The sequence below is a fragment of the Burkholderia sp. RF4-BP95 genome, assembly GCF_001521985.1.
Classification (GTDB): Bacteria; Pseudomonadota; Gammaproteobacteria; order Burkholderiales; family Burkholderiaceae; genus Burkholderia; species Burkholderia diffusa.
Genome location: NZ_LOSX01000090.1, coordinates 180,173 through 194,300, shown reverse-complemented (window position 1 = coordinate 194,300; position 14,128 = coordinate 180,173). Strand labels below are relative to the sequence as shown.

Genomic DNA, 14,128 nt, shown 5'->3' with positions numbered 1-14,128 from the left:
GGCCCTTGCCGCCAGCACCGGAAAACATTCGTCACACACGCGTTGATCCGCTCGGCGCCCCGCTCACGGCCTGCGGTCGAGCCGATAGAGATATTCAAGCACGTCGTCGACAACGGGCACGATCGCCAGCGTGACGAGCACCGCGGCAAGCGGCACGGTCGACACGTAGCCGACATGCTTGAAGCCGATTGCACCGGCCAGCCCCCCGACGAAGAACGACGCCAGCATCGTTCCGTGAATCCTGAGCTTCGCGCGGTTCGCGATCACCGCCTGCGCGTGCACGTCTGCATTCGAGCGGTTCCAGTAAAAGAGTTTGCCGAGTTCGATGCCGAGGTCCGTCACGATGCCCGTCATGTGCGTCGTGCGGATTTCCGCTCCCGACAGCTTTGTGATCATCGCGTTTTGCAGCCCCATGATGAAGCAAAGCAAGATGACCGTGACCGGCATGAAGAACGCTTCCCACAGCGCGAGGTGGCTGCCGAGCAGCCCGAACAGGAGCAGCAGCGCGGCTTCGACCAGCAACGGCAGCACATACTGACTCTGAAGGCCGCGGCGGCGCCCCCAGTTGACGAGCATCGCCGAGCAGCCGGCGCCCACCAGAAACGACGCGAGCGAACCCACTCCGGCCAGCACGAGCCGGATGTCGCCGAGCGCCGTCTGATCCGCAATCGCCGACACGATCCCGCTCATGTGGGACGTGTATTGCTTGACCGCGAGGAAACCGCCGGCATTGGTTGCTCCGGCAACAAAGGCAAGCGAGAACCCGAGCTGGCGGTTCGCGGTCGCGCTACGGTGTTTTCCCGTCAGGCCTCGGAAGTACTGCGCTGGCATAGGATCTTCCCTCATTCGCCCGGATCGGGGACAACGACGCCCTGGGCGGAACCCGGAACGCCGCGACAAACCGCCACGTGCGCCCGCTCCATCCGAGGATTCATGAGACTTTAATGATAACGACATTATCATACCTTGTTATCCGGATTGGCCTTTCGGTGTCATAATGCGGGCAGGAATACGTCGCGGGAGAAGCGGCCATTCCAACCACCTCGTCCAACCCGAGCGTACTGGAGACATTCCGGATGGCACCCGTGCCGGTCGTCCACTTCGTCCTGCTGGCCGTGGCCGCGTGGCTCGCGGTCGGCACGCTGGGGCTCGGGGCGCTGCGTCGCACGCGGCTCGTGGCCCACGGCCTCTTTCCGCTCGGCGCGTTGGTCGGACTGTTCGCCGCCGCGGCAGGCCTCGCCGGCATCTTTGCCGAACCGTCTACCGCCGTGCTGCCGATCGGGCTTCCCGGTCTGCCCTTTCATCTGCGTCTCGACCGCTTGTCCGGCTATTTCCTGTTCGTGCTGTGCCTCGTCAGCACGGGGATCGGCGCCTTTTCAGCCGGCTATTTCCGCAAGGGCGAAGGATCCGCGCCCGGGTTGATCTGCTTCGAATACCACGTCTGCGTCGCAAGCATCGCACTGGTGTTGATCGCGGACGACGCATACGTGTTCATGGTCGCCTGGGAGACGCTGACGCTGTCCGCGACGTTTCTCGTGATGACCAATCACCGGATCGGCGAGATCCGCCGTGCGGGATATCTGTATTTCCTGATCTCGCACGTCGGCGCGCTCGCGCTGCTGCTCTGCTTCGGCATTCTGCAGGCCCGCACCGGCGACTACACGTTCGCCAACCTGCGCGCGCAGTCGCTGGATACCTTCTCCGCATCGTTCGCCTTCCTGTTCGCGCTCGTCGGGTTCGGCGCGAAGGCCGGCATCTTCCCGCTGCATGTGTGGCTGCCGGAGGCCCATCCCGCGGCACCGTCACCCGTCTCGGCGCTCCTCAGCGGATTCGTGTTGAAAGTGGGTCTGTACGGCCTGCTGCGCACCCTGTTCGACCTGTTGCACGTACAGATCGCATGGTGGGGCGTGCTGCTGCTCGTGCTTGGCATCAGCACCGCGCTGCTGGGCGTGGTGTTCAGCACCATCCAGACCGACATGAAACGCCTGCTGGCCTATTCGTCGATCGACAACGTCGGCCTGATGATCGTCGCGCTCGGTCTTGCCGTGCTGTTTCGCGCATACGGGATGACGAGCCTGTCCGCGCTCGCGCTGACCGCGATGCTCTATCAAATCGTCGCGCACGCGGCATTCAAGAGCTTGCTGTTCCTGGGCACGGGCGCCGTGCTCCACGCCACCGGCGAGCGCAACCTCGGCAAGCTCGGCGGGCTGATTCGCTTCATGCCCTGGACCGCATGGGCGGTGCTCGCGGGTGTCGCGGCGAGCGCGGGCTTGCCGCCGCTCAGCGGCTTCGCGGCCGAATGGCTGTTGCTGCAGAGTTTCCTGTTCGCGCCAGGCTTGCCGGATTCGGTGCTCGCCATGACCGTGCCGATCGCCGCCGCGCTGATCGCCATGTCGGCCGCGCTGGCCGGCTACACGATGGTCAAGTTCTTCGGTATCGTGTTCCTCGGGCAACCGAGAGAAGCGAAGCTGAACCGCGCCCGCGACGCGAACATGTGGGAACGGCTCGCGTTCTGCTGGTTCGCGATCGCCAGCGTGCTGCTCGGGCTGATGCCGGCGCAGTTCGTCAAGCTGCTGGATCGCGTCACGCACACGCTGGTCGGCGCCGGCGTCGGCGCGGACAATCACGGCTGGCTGTTGTTCGCGCCCATATCGGCCGCTCGCGCGAGCTACATGCCGGCGGCTTTCATGCTGTTCTTCATCGCATGCTGCGGACTCGCGTGGGTGCTGGTGCGGCGCTTTTATCACGGCCGGCTGCGACGCGCGGCGCCGTGGGGCTGCGGCTTTCCGTTCACGACAGCGCGAATGCAGGATACGGCGGAAGGATTCGGGCAGCCGATCCGCGAAATCTTCGCACCGCTGCTGCACATCGAGCGGCAATTGCCGTCGCCATTCGACGCACAGCCGGCCTATCGAGTGTCGGTGACCGATCGCACCTGGTCCGCACTCTACTTGCGCATCGCGGCACTGACGCAACGCATCGCCGACTGGGCGGGCCGGCTGCAGACGGGCAAGATCGCGGTTTACCTGACATACAGTTTCGTCGTGCTGATTGTGCTTCTGATGCTGGTGAGACGATGGTAACCCTGTCCGGCGTCATCTCGCAGACTCTCGAAATCGTGATAGCGATCGCGGCCGCGCCATTGCTCACGGGCTGGGTCAACCAATGCCGCGCCTGGCTTCAAAACCGACGTGCGCCGTCTATCTGGCAACCGTACCGGATGCTCCACAAGCTGTTCAACAAGGAATCGGTCATCGCGCACGGCGCAAGCCCCGTGTTCCGCGGCGCGCCCTATGTCGTATGGGCCGCCATGACGCTCGCGTGCGCGATCGTGCCAACCCTGTCGACCGAGTTGCCGCTGTCGCCCGCCGCCGATGCAATCGCGCTCGTCGGCCTGTTTGCGCTCGCGCGCGTCACACTGTCGCTTGCGGCGATGGACGTCGGCACGGCGTTCGGCACGCTCGGCGCCCGCCGCGAAATGCTGATCGGCTTCCTCGCGGAGCCGGCACTGCTGATGGTGCTCCTGTCTGCCTCGCTGATTACGCAGTCGACGCTGCTGACGAGCATCGTCGCGACACTCGGCCGCGGCGAGCTCACGATCTATCCGAGCCTGGCGTTCGCCGGCATCGCGTTCACGCTGGTCGCGCTGGCCGAAAATGCGCGGCTGCCGGTCGACAATCCGACCACTCACCTCGAACTCACGATGATCCACGAGGCGCTGATCCTCGAATATTCGGGACGGCACCTTGCCTTGATGGAGTGGGCGGCAAGCCTCAAGCTGTTCGCGTATTCGTGCATCGGTCTCGCGTTGTTCGTGCCCTGGGGCATCGCGAACGCGGGCGATCCGGTTGCGCTGCTGCTGGCCGTGCCGGTGCTCTTCGTCAAACTGGCGGCAGGCGGCGTGACGCTCGCCGTGGTCGAAACGGCCAACGCGAAGATGCGCATCTTCCGGGTACCGGAATTCCTGGCGACCGCCTTCCTGCTGGCCGTGATCGGCATGCTCGTCCATCTGCTGCTGGGAGCATGAATGCACGCCTACGCGACACAACTGATCAATTTCCTCGCGGCCGTGCTGCTGATGCTGTCGTTCGCGATGCTGAGCCAGCGCAGGATCCTGTCCCTGATCCATCTCTATACGCTGCAGGGTGTCGCGCTCGTGTCGGCGAACCTGATCCTCGGCTTCGTCACGGACGACGTGCACCTGTACGTGTCCGCCGCGCTGACGCTCGTGCTGAAGGTCGGCGTGATTCCGTGGTTCCTGTATCGGCTCGTTCGCAGGCTCGACGTCAAGACCGACGTCGAGCCGCTCATCAATATCCCGACCACGCTGCTGATCGGCATCGTGCTCGTCATCGTTGCGTTCAATGTCGCGGCGCCGATCAGCCAGCTCGCGACATCGGTCGCACGCGGCACGCTCGGCATTGCGCTCGCATGCGTGCTGCTGTCGTTCATGGCGATGATCACGCGCGCAAAGGCCATTCCGCAGGTGATCGGCTTTCTGTCGATGGAAAACGGGTTGTTCTTCGCGGCGGCGGCCGCGACCAACGGCATGCCGATGATCGTCGAGCTCGGCATCGGGCTCGACGTGCTGATCGGGATCCTGATCCTGGGCGTCTTCATGTTCCAGATTCGCGAGCAGTTCGACAGCCTGGACATCCATCACCTCGAGAAACTCAAAGATGAATGACGCCCACGTCGTGCTCGCCGTGCTCGGCCTGCCGCTCGCGGGAGCGGCGTGCCTCGCCTGCGTGCGGCCGAGCCGGGTCGCGCGCCAGCTGAACGTCGGCTTCAGCTTCCTGACGTTCGCGGCAACGGTGGTGCTTGCCGCGCGCACCGTCGAGCACGGCCCGTCGTTCGCATTCGGACGCGCGTTTTTCGTCGATCCGCTCAACGTCTATCTCGTGGCACTCACGGCGTTCGTCGGCTGGACGACATCGCTGTTTTCCCGGCCCTACATGCAGATCGAGGAAGCCCGCGGCCGGATGACCGCCGCACGCATGCGGCTCTATCACAGCATGTATCAGCTCTTCATGTTCGCGATGCTGCTCGCGCTGCTGACCGACAACGTCGGCGTGCTGTGGGTCGCGATGGAAGCCGCAACGCTCGCCACCGTGTTGCTCGTCAGCGTCTACCGCACCGCCGCGAGCCTCGAAGCCGCATGGAAATACTTCATCCTGTGCGGCGTCGGCATCGCCCAGGCGCTGTTCGGCACGATCCTGCTGTATCTTGCCGCGAGCCGGCAACTGACCGACGGCGACGCGCTGTTGTGGACGAGCCTGGCCGCGATCAGGACGCAGCTCGATCCGACGATCGTGTCGATCGCCTTCGTGTTTCTGCTGGTCGGCTACGGTACCAAGGTCGGCCTCGTGCCGATGCATAGCTGGCTGCCGGACGCGCACGCCGAAGGTCCGACGCCGATTTCGGCGGTGCTGTCCGGCCTGCTGCTGAACGTCGCGCTGTATGCGGTGCTGCGCTGCAAGGTGCTGGCCGACGGCGCGCTCGGCAACGGCCTGCCTGGGCGATTGCTGGTCGGGTTCGGGCTCGTGTCGGTCCTGATCGCGTCGTTCTCGCTGTTCCGGCAGAAGGACGTGAAGCGCCTGTTCTCGTACTCGTCGATCGAGCATATGGGCCTGATGACGTTCGCGTTCGGGCTCGGCGGACCGATCGCGACGTTCGCCGGGTTGCTGCACATGACGGTCCATTCCCTCGTCAAGTCGGCGATCTTCTTCGCCGTCGGTCATGCCGCGCAGAAGGCCGGCACGCAGGCGATCGACGGCATTCGCGGGCTGCTGCAGGTCAGCCCGACGGTCGGCTGGGCATTGATGCTTGGCGCACTTGCCATTCTCGGGCTGCCGCCGTTCGGCGTGTTCGCGAGCGAATTCCTGATCCTGACGACGGCGATGAACGCGCTCCCGTGGACCGCGCCGTTGCTGCTGCTCGGGCTCGCCGTCGCGTTCGCGGCGATCTTCGCGCGCGTGCAGCGGATGGTGTTCGGCGAAACGACGACGGCGACGCCGCTCGAACACCGGCCGGCGCTGCTGCCGGTGTTCGTGCATCTGGGGCTCGGCCTGATGCTGGGTCTGTACGTGCCGCCTTATCTGGCGATGTGGTATCGCCAGGCTGCAACGATGCTGGCGGGATAAGCGATGCGACTCGACTTGATTCAGGCGGACGGCTCGACTCGCCTCGGGCACGAAGCAGGCCAGGTTCCGGCTACCGTGGTTGACGTCGACGAAGCGCGATGGCTCGACATCGCGCATACCGCGCGGATGGAGCGAAGCCGCCTCGTCGCGATGTGGGGCGGCGAAACGCCCGAGCGCGTATTTTCGGTCAACGCGGCTTACGAATGCGACGACGGCGTCATGTGGGTGCGTCTCGCGACCGGGCCGGAACCGCGTGCCGACGGCGACTATCCCGATCTGACGGGCGTGTTTCCCGCCGCAACGCGCATGCAGCGCGCGATTTTCGACCTGACCGGGCTGCGCGAGCGCGATGCGCGCGACACGCGCCCGTGGCTCAATCACGGCAACTGGCCCGGCGACTACTTTCCGCTGCAGAAGCGGGCGACCGGAATCGAGCGGTTCGAATCGAACGAAGCGGATTATCCGTTCGTGCAGGTTGCCGGCGACGGCGTGCACGAAATCGCGGTCGGGCCGATTCACGCCGGCATCATCGAGCCGGGCCATTTCCAGTTTTCGGTCGTCGGCGAAAAAGTGCTGCGGCTCGAGGAGCGGCTCGGCTATGTGCATCGCGGCGTCGAACGGTTGTTCGAACGGACGGCCGCGTCGAACGGCCATCGCGTTGCGGGCCGGGTCGCCGGCGATTCGACCGTTGCGTTCTCGTGGGCCTACTGCATGGCACTCGAGCAGGCGTGCGGCACAGCCGTGCCGGCGCGTGCGCTGGTTCTGCGCGCCCTCCTGCTCGAACGCGAGCGCATCGCCAATCACCTCGGCGACCTCGGCGCGCTCGGCAACGACGCCGGATTCGCGTTCGGTCTCGCGCAGTTCTCGCGGCTCAAGGAGAACTGGGTACGGACCAACGACGGGATCTTCGGGCATCGATACCTGATGGATCGAATCGTGCCGGGCGGGCTGGCCGTCGACATTTATCCCGAGGACGCGGCGGCGCTCACCGAACAATGCGAACGCATCGCACGCGAAGTACACGTGATGCGGAAGATCTACGAGGACCAGTCCGGGCTGCAGGACCGGTTTCTCGGCACCGGCCGACTGAATGCCGACGTCGTCGCACATTTCGGCGTGCGCGGCATGGCCGCCCGCGCCAGCGGCGAGACATTCGACGTGCGCGCGAACCTGCGACCGGCCCCTTACGGCAACCTGGCCGTCAAGGCGGCAAGCGACCCGCGCGGCGACGTGGCCGCGCGGGTCGCCGTGCGGTTTGCCGAAATCGACGAATCGTTGCGCCTGATGGGCGAACTGCTGGCGATTCTCCCGGACGGGCCGATCGCCGCCACCGTCACGCCCGCGGCGGCGCCATCCAGGGGAATCGGCTGGGTGGAGGGTTGGCGCGGCGACGTGTTCGTCGCGCTCGAGACGGCGTCGGGCGATGCCATCGCGCGCTGCCATTGCCACGATCCGTCCTGGCAGAACTGGCCGGCGCTCGAGCACGCGATCATCGGCAACATCGTTCCCGATTTCCCGTTGATCAATAAATCGTTCAACCTGAACTACGCGGGGCACGATCTCTGATGTGGCAACTCATCCGTCAATTCGCGCGCACTGAATTTCCCGACGAGCCCGTGCCGACCGCCGAAGCCGCCTGGCGACACGAGGCGCAGCAGATTCGTCAGGACATTCTCGACCTCCTCGGCCGCGCGTTGTGCATCCGGCAGATCGACGCGGGTTCGTGCAACGGCTGCGAACTGGAGATCCATGCGCTGAACAACCCGTACTACAACATCGAAGGGCTCGGGATCAAATTCGTCGCCAGCCCGCGCCATGCGGACCTGCTGCTCGTGACCGGCCCCGTCACGCTGAACATGAAGGCAGCCGTGCTTGCCGCGTACGAGGCGACGCCGGCGCCGAAGCTGGTCGTCGCAGCCGGCGAGTGCGCGTGCACGGGCGGCATCTTTGCCGACAGCTATGCGGTGTGCGGCCCCGTTTCGTCGGTGCTGCCCGTCGATGTGACGATTTCTGGATGTCCGCCGCCGCCGATCGATCTGCTGCGCGGCATTTTGACGGCCTGCCGATCGCGCGGAGACTGAAACGGATGCCAGTGGCGATCCTTCAGTCGGCAATAGCTCGTGCGCTGCGGCGGCGAGGGCGAATGCCCCGCATCACCGCCCGATTGGCAGCCCGGTCGGCTCGATCCACCCGAGCCGGTATGCGATCAGCAGCGACAGGAACAGCGTGATCGACAGCCCGACGCGCGCCGCGAGCGACCACGCCATCCGCTTGCTGCCGCCCCGGTCGTGATTCATGAAATACAGCGCGAAAACCAGGCTTCCGATAATCATCACGAAAGCCACCGAAACCAGCGCAATCTTCATTGTTGATGTTCCTCCAGGCCGGAATCGGCCTTCAGCAGTGCTGCCAGTCTTTGCCGCTCGGCAGCGACGTCGGCAACACCCGACGCCGGCCAGTCCAGCGCCACGCCATTACCCAGCGAATCGCGTACGAGCGTCTGGTAACGCCGGTCGCTGATACGGCCCTGCTCCATCGCTTCCGCGATTTCATGTCGAAACGGTAGCGGAAAGCTCGCGTATCCGCGCGACAGCGCCGCATATTGGCGTGCGTCGACCTCTTTCGACGACGGCACGACCGCCCACATCACGACGGCCACGATGGCTGCGAAAGGAATCGCCGTGTAGCGGAGAACGAACTTGATCGGGGTCATGAGGCGAATAGCGAAGTGGGCTGTGCAGTAAAGGCGAAGTGACGACCGGGCAGCGCCGCGGTAACGGTGCACGCACGCCGCGTGGAAACGGTAGCAGCCGGATCATCGGCCGCGCGGACGACCGAGCCGCTCGGGCAAGCCGGAGCCGGCAGCCCCGGTCGATATTGTACTTAAAGCCCAATACGACCAACAGCGTATGATAATCTCGTTATCATCTTTGCCATATGATTCGAGCAATTCGAGGCTTCCGGGCGTGCGGCCGGCGCGGCCGCCTCGCACCGGCGGCCGGCATCGTAACCGAACTCGACGACCTGTCCACATGGCTCGTACACCGACGTTGAACCGGTGCACGACCCGGCATGACACATCCGGACATGGCGCCGAAAGCGGATGGATTATAATTTGATTAACATATCGACCACCCCTGCCATCCCGATGGAAACGAAAACCGCCCGCCTGACCGTCCTGATCGATCCCGCCAAGAAAGAAGCATTCGAAATGCTCTGCGCCGAGCAGGACCTCACACCGTCGCAAGTCGTGCGTCAGTTGATCCGCGAGTATCTCGACAAACACGGCGTCACGTACAAGACCAAGAGCGCGCTCGGCAAGCGAGTGAAGTAAGGGATGAAGTAGGCGCGGTCAAACCTGCGGCGCCGTCAGGCGCAGATTTCCCATCGTGAATGTTCGCGCGCGCGCCACACGAGCCGCGCGGGATCGATGCGCTCCCCCGCCTTCATGCGCCGAGCGGTGGACGACAGCTTGAGCGCGCCCGCCGAGCCGAATCCCAGCGCGCGCTCGAGCAGGATGCGCAGCGACGGCAGCGGGTTGCCGTTCTTCCACGCGAACGCAATGAAGTTGTTGTCGTCGCCGCACGGCACCAGCGCACACGAATCGTCGAACACCGCGCGCAGTTGCTCGAGATGCCGCGGCAACGCCGGATCGTCGTCCATGAAGTTGATCGCGAGCACGCCCGTTTCGCTCAGCCGCGCACGGCACGCATCGAGAAACGCGGTGCCCGTGCAGCGGCCCGGCATGCCGTCGGCGACGAATGCGTCGTGCAGGATCACGTCCGCCTGGACGTCCGGCCTTTCGACGTAGTCGGCGCCGTCCGCGCAGATCACCGCGAAGCGCGCGTCGTCTTCTGGAATCCTGAACACGTCGCGCAGCGCGATCACGTCCGGATTGATCTCGACCGCGTCGATCGCCGTGTCGGGCAAGTGCCGATAGCAGTACTTCGCCAGCGATCCACCGCCGAGCCCGATCATGCAGATACGCGCGGGCGCCGGCTGCAGCAGCAGGAAACCCATCATCACGCGCGTATAGCCGAGTTCGAGCCTCACCGGATCCTTCAGCGACATGAAGCTCTGCGTGCCGAAGTGGTCGAAGTGCAGCGACACCGCGTGCTTCGTCTCGAGCACGAACGGACGGCCGTCGTTCAACGGCGCCGCCAGGAACTGCAGGAACGCGTCATAGGAAATTCGATCCTCGCTCATGCTCGACAGGCCCGGTTGATCGGAAAGTCGCTCGTACCGCGTGCGGTCATACCTTCTTCAGGTAGCAGGCCTTCAGCATGAAGCCGCCCATGTCGGTCTTGCAATCGACTTCGTGATCGCCGCCGACGAGACGGATGCTCTTCACCTTGGTGCCCATCTTCAGCGTGATCGACGAACCCTTCACGCGCAAGTCCTTGATCAGCACGACCGAATCGCCGTCCGACAGCACGTTGCCATTCGCGTCCTTGACGACGTCGCCCGCCGGTTCGTCGCCCGCTTCGGCGCCGGCGCCGGCCGACCATTCGTGGCCGCAGTCCGCGCACACGGTCAGCGTGCCATCCGGGTAGGTGTTTTCCATCGCGCATTGCGGGCAGGCGGGGGCGGCGTTCATTGCAGCTTCCATTCGGTGGGATTTCAGGTCAATCGATAAAAAAATACCGGACACGCAAGCGCGTGGCCGGACCGCGCGCCGTACGGCCCCGTCGACAAATCGACCGGGCAGCACGTCGCGCACACGACATTATAATGCAATACACATAAACACGTTGCCGTATTATAATCGTCAACTTTCGATCGTTCGCCGGACTTGATGGCGGTTTCGCTGAGGATGTCGACATGTTCGAGATGAATGATGCACCGATGCCTGGTGTACAACACCCGGCGCCCCGTCGGGAAACCGCGCTCAGCGCGGTCCCGCCGTGCCGCCGGCCGGCCGTTGCACGGCGTTCCGGCAACTTTCCCCAAGGCTGATCCGCATCGTGGCAACCGTCGTCTACGTTGAAATCGGCCCCGCCTGGAACCGCAACCGTGCGATCGCGGCGCGTGACGCGATCGTCGCGGCGGCACACCGCTTCGAAAGCGACATCCTGTTGCTCGCCAACGGGCTCAGCGGCAGCGCGAAGGACGCGACGGCCATCGCGGCGCTACAGATGCATGGCGGCACGTCCGCGCAGGTGCTCGCCACCGGCCCCGACGAGGACGCCGCGCTCCAGGCGCTGCTGCCGTTGCTGCAGGCGGGCTGACGCTGCGTCGCCCGATCCCACGGCCTCGTGCCGTTCACCCTGAATCACCACTCTCCGAGGAAGCGATGAACGACAACGTCACGTCCAACACCCCCAACCTGTCGGCCTCCGCGATCTGGGCGCTCGAGCGCCTCGCCGATGTGCGCTACGGCCGCGATGCGCCGGCGCTTGGCTGGTCGGTCGAACAGGAACTCGTCGGCGCGGGCTTCGTCAGCCATGCCGCGAACGGCCGATCCGGTGCGTCGATCACCGCGCACGGGCGCAGCTTCCTGAAAAGCCGCAAGTAAAAACCGCCCGGCACGGGCGCGATGCCGCCATGCGGCCGCCAGCCCGTGCCGCAATCATCGGACGACGGCAAGCCGGACGATGCGATCGCATTCCCCGCCACACACGGGGATTTGCGGCCGCGCCGCGGTTTCCGCGGTATCGTACGGGGCCCAAGCGCGACGCACCGCGCTGCCTTCCTTTCCTCATGGAACGCCCGATGACACTCAGCGCCCTGCCGCCCGTCACGTCCCCGCCGGTTCTCGACACCCCCCGCCTGATTCTCGAAGGCCACCCGCTCGGCGACTTCGACGCGCTCGCCGCGATGTGGACCGAGCCGACCGTCGTCGCACACATCTTCAACGGCAAGCCGTCGGCGCCGCGCGATTCGTGGATGCGGCTGCTCGCGTATCGCGGGCTGTGGCCGCTGCTCGGCTACGGCTACTGGGCGATCCGCGAGAAGACGTCGGGCCGCTACGTCGGCGACCTCGGTTTCGCCGACTTCCATCGCGCGGTCGAGCCGTCGATTCGCGGCGTGCCGGAAGCCGGCTGGGCGCTCGCGAGCTGGGCGCACGGCAAGGGCTACGCGACCGAGGCGTTGTCGCATGCGCTCGGCTGGCTCGATGCGCAGCACCGGTTCGAGCGCAGCGTGTGCCTGATCGCGCCGACCAACGTCGCGTCGATCCGCGTCGCGCAGAAGGCCGGGTATGCCGATCCTGTGCGGATTCGCTTCAACGACGCCGATTCGCTGCTGTTTTCGCGTGCGTGCCGGTAAGCGCGATGTCGCGCAGCGGCCGCTTCATCGCGACCAAGGTGCGTGGGCCGTCTGCGCCGGCCGCGATGTCGCCCCGAGCGTAGCCGCTTCCGGCGCCGGGCCGGCCGTCTGCCATCCACCGCCCAGCGCCTTGTAGAGCGCGACCAGATCGGTCGTCGTCTGCAACGCGCCCTGCACCGCCTGCTGCCGCCCCTCCGACCATTGCCGCTCGGCGTCGAGCACGTCGAGAAACGGCGACAACCCCTTCCGGTAACGATCGCGCGCGAGTTCCAGCGCGCTCCGTTCGGCCTTCTCCGCATCGTCGAGCGCGGCTGCGCGCGTCTGGTCGGTGCGATACACGGCCAGCGCGTTGTCGACGTCGCGCAGTGCGACGAGCACCGCCTGCCGGTACGCAAGCGCCGCTTCGGCTTGCCGCGCCTGCGACAGCCGCAGATTCGACACCAGTTGCCCGCCCGCAAAAATCGGCAGCGACACGGCCGGCCCGAACGCATAAAACAGATGGGACCAGTGCGCGAGTTCGCGAACGTGCGACGCACGCAGGCCGACCTGCCCCGTCAGGGAGATGTCCGGATAGAACTGCGCGACGGCGACGCCGACGTCCGCAGTCGCCGCATGCAGGTCGGCCTCCGCGCGGCGGATGTCGGGCCGCCGGCGCGCGAGCGTCGACGGCAGGCCGACCGGCACGGCGGGCGGCACGCCCGGCAATGCGCGCGGCACGTCGAGCCAGTCGTCTAGCGCACCCGGCGGCCCCCCGACCAGATACGCGAGACCATTGCGCAGCAGCGCGATCTGCTGGTCGAACTGCGGCAGTTGCGCGCGGATCTGTGCGAGCCGCGCGTCGGCGCTGCGTACGTCCAGATCGCTCGCAAGGCCGTGCGCGGCCTGCTCGCGCGTGAGGTCGAGCAGGTCGCGCTGCGCGCGTTGGAGGTCGTCGGCCAGCGCGCGCTGCGCTTCGGCGCCGCGCAGTTGCAGATAGGTCTGCGCGACTTCGGCCTCGAGCGACAGCAACGCGTCGTCGCGGCTCGCGACAGCGGCGCTTGCCTGCGCGTCGGCCGATTCGACCGAGCGGCGCACGCGCCCGAACAGGTCGAGTTCCCACGATGCGTCGAATCCGGCCTGCCACAGATTGACCGGCGCCTCGAGGGCATCGATCGCGCCCCGTGCGCCCTGCTGCACGCTCGCGCCGGTGCCCGGGCCGTACCGGTCGAGCGGCGAACCCGGCGCACCGAGGCGGTCGACGCGCTGGTCGATGCCCTGTTCCTCGATGATGCCCTTCAGGCCCAACTGCTCGCGCTGGTAGCTCGCGCTCGCGCGCACGTTGGGCAAGCCCTGCGCAGCCGCCGCGCGCACCTGCGCCCGCGCCTGCGCGATGCGCAGCACGGCGGCCTGCACGCCGAGGTTGTCATACGCGGCGCGCTCGACCAGCCGGTCGAGCAGCGGGTCGCCGAACGCACGCCACCAACGTGGGTCGGGATCGGCGCTGGTCAGCGGCGACGACGGCGCGGATGCGCCGGGCGTCGAAGCCGCCGATGCGCCCGAAGCGGCCGATGCCGACGCCTTCAGGTCGTGCCAGTTCGCCGGCACCTCCGCATGTGGCGGCTTGAAGTCCGGCCCGACGGTGCAGCCCGCGAGTGCCGCGCAGGCCGCGAGCACCGCCGCGATACCACGCGCTCGCGGCGAATGTCGGCGGCGACCGCGCTGTCGATGATTCGTCATCC

General features: G+C 66.2%; 16 protein-coding genes. 10 read left to right on the top strand and 6 right to left on the bottom strand.

Annotation, left to right across the window (positions count from 1 at the left end; translation table 11 throughout):
* Positions 1-63 precede the first annotated feature (63 nt).
* Positions 64-831 carry a YoaK family protein gene (locus WS46_RS30425; protein ID WP_059693006.1) on the bottom strand — a complete coding sequence of 256 codons (768 nt, stop codon included), beginning with the start codon at positions 829-831 and terminating at the stop codon, positions 64-66.
* Positions 832-1,076: 245 nt separating this feature from the next.
* On the opposite strand from WS46_RS30425, the gene hyfB reads away from it, so the two are divergent.
* The 6 genes from hyfB to WS46_RS30395 are packed head-to-tail and all read left to right on the top strand — an operon-like array spanning position 1,077 to position 8,224.
* Positions 1,077-3,083, top strand: a complete 2,007-nt coding sequence (gene hyfB / locus WS46_RS30420) for a hydrogenase 4 subunit B (RefSeq protein WP_059693004.1) — start codon at positions 1,077-1,079, stop codon at positions 3,081-3,083.
* Positions 3,077-4,027: a respiratory chain complex I subunit 1 family protein gene (locus WS46_RS30415; protein ID WP_059536771.1), complete on the top strand. Its 951-nt coding sequence runs from the start codon at positions 3,077-3,079 to the stop codon at positions 4,025-4,027. Before hyfB ends, WS46_RS30415 begins: the two co-directional genes overlap by 7 nt.
* On the top strand, positions 4,028-4,687 hold the full coding sequence (locus WS46_RS30410) for a hypothetical protein (RefSeq protein WP_059536774.1): 660 nt from the start codon (positions 4,028-4,030) through the stop codon (positions 4,685-4,687).
* The gene (locus tag WS46_RS30405) at positions 4,680-6,143 is read left to right on the top strand and encodes a hydrogenase 4 subunit F (RefSeq protein WP_059693003.1); all 1,464 of its coding nucleotides are present in this window, start codon (positions 4,680-4,682) and stop codon (positions 6,141-6,143) included. Before WS46_RS30410 ends, WS46_RS30405 begins: the two co-directional genes overlap by 8 nt.
* Before the next feature lie 3 nt (positions 6,144-6,146).
* A complete protein-coding gene (locus WS46_RS30400; RefSeq protein WP_059693002.1) occupies positions 6,147-7,709 on the top strand; it encodes an NADH-quinone oxidoreductase subunit C in 1,563 nt (520 codons plus the stop codon).
* Complete coding sequence (locus WS46_RS30395) at positions 7,709-8,224, top strand: NADH-quinone oxidoreductase subunit B family protein (RefSeq protein WP_059693001.1); 516 nt, start codon at positions 7,709-7,711, stop codon at positions 8,222-8,224. The genes WS46_RS30400 and WS46_RS30395 overlap by 1 nt, the downstream gene beginning before the upstream one ends.
* A 72-nt stretch (positions 8,225-8,296) precedes the next feature.
* Here the strand turns inward: WS46_RS30395 and WS46_RS30390 are convergent, their stop codons facing one another.
* Both WS46_RS30390 and WS46_RS30385 read right to left on the bottom strand, forming a co-directional pair.
* Positions 8,297-8,509, bottom strand: coding sequence for a DUF2909 domain-containing protein (locus WS46_RS30390; protein ID WP_059511443.1), 213 nt, complete (start codon positions 8,507-8,509; stop codon positions 8,297-8,299).
* Positions 8,506-8,856, bottom strand: coding sequence for a hypothetical protein (locus tag WS46_RS30385; protein ID WP_059536789.1), 351 nt, complete (start codon positions 8,854-8,856; stop codon positions 8,506-8,508). Before WS46_RS30385 ends, WS46_RS30390 begins: the two co-directional genes overlap by 4 nt.
* 435 nt (positions 8,857-9,291) lie before the next feature.
* Here WS46_RS30385 and WS46_RS30380 point away from each other — a divergent pair, with 435 nt between their 5' ends.
* On the top strand, positions 9,292-9,477 hold the full coding sequence (locus WS46_RS30380; RefSeq protein ID WP_059452402.1) for a ribbon-helix-helix protein, CopG family: 186 nt from the start codon (positions 9,292-9,294) through the stop codon (positions 9,475-9,477).
* Positions 9,478-9,512: 35 nt separating this feature from the next.
* On the opposite strand, the gene WS46_RS30375 is transcribed toward WS46_RS30380, so the two are convergent.
* Both WS46_RS30375 and WS46_RS30370 read right to left on the bottom strand, forming a co-directional pair.
* The gene (locus WS46_RS30375; protein WP_059693000.1) at positions 9,513-10,349 is read right to left on the bottom strand and encodes a hypothetical protein; all 837 of its coding nucleotides are present in this window, start codon (positions 10,347-10,349) and stop codon (positions 9,513-9,515) included.
* A gap of 46 nt (positions 10,350-10,395) precedes the next feature.
* Positions 10,396-10,740 (bottom strand): zinc ribbon domain-containing protein YjdM, encoded by a 345-nt coding sequence (locus tag WS46_RS30370; protein ID WP_031401187.1) that lies wholly within the window; start codon positions 10,738-10,740, stop codon positions 10,396-10,398.
* 367 nt (positions 10,741-11,107) lie between these two features.
* On the opposite strand from WS46_RS30370, the gene WS46_RS30365 reads away from it, so the two are divergent.
* From WS46_RS30365 to WS46_RS30355, 3 genes are all read left to right on the top strand, one after another.
* Positions 11,108-11,371, top strand: coding sequence for an HPr family phosphocarrier protein (locus WS46_RS30365; RefSeq protein ID WP_059536796.1), 264 nt, complete (start codon positions 11,108-11,110; stop codon positions 11,369-11,371).
* 65 nt (positions 11,372-11,436) lie between these two features.
* On the top strand, positions 11,437-11,658 hold the full coding sequence (locus tag WS46_RS30360; protein WP_059536799.1) for a hypothetical protein: 222 nt from the start codon (positions 11,437-11,439) through the stop codon (positions 11,656-11,658).
* 197 nt (positions 11,659-11,855) lie between these two features.
* Complete coding sequence (locus tag WS46_RS30355) at positions 11,856-12,410, top strand: GNAT family N-acetyltransferase (RefSeq protein ID WP_257127628.1); 555 nt, start codon at positions 11,856-11,858, stop codon at positions 12,408-12,410.
* 24 nt (positions 12,411-12,434) lie between these two features.
* Here WS46_RS30355 and WS46_RS30350 read toward each other — a convergent pair whose 3' ends face one another.
* Positions 12,435-14,126, bottom strand: coding sequence for an efflux transporter outer membrane subunit (locus tag WS46_RS30350; RefSeq protein ID WP_059692999.1), 1,692 nt, complete (start codon positions 14,124-14,126; stop codon positions 12,435-12,437).
* Between the last annotated feature and the right edge of the window lie 2 nt (positions 14,127-14,128).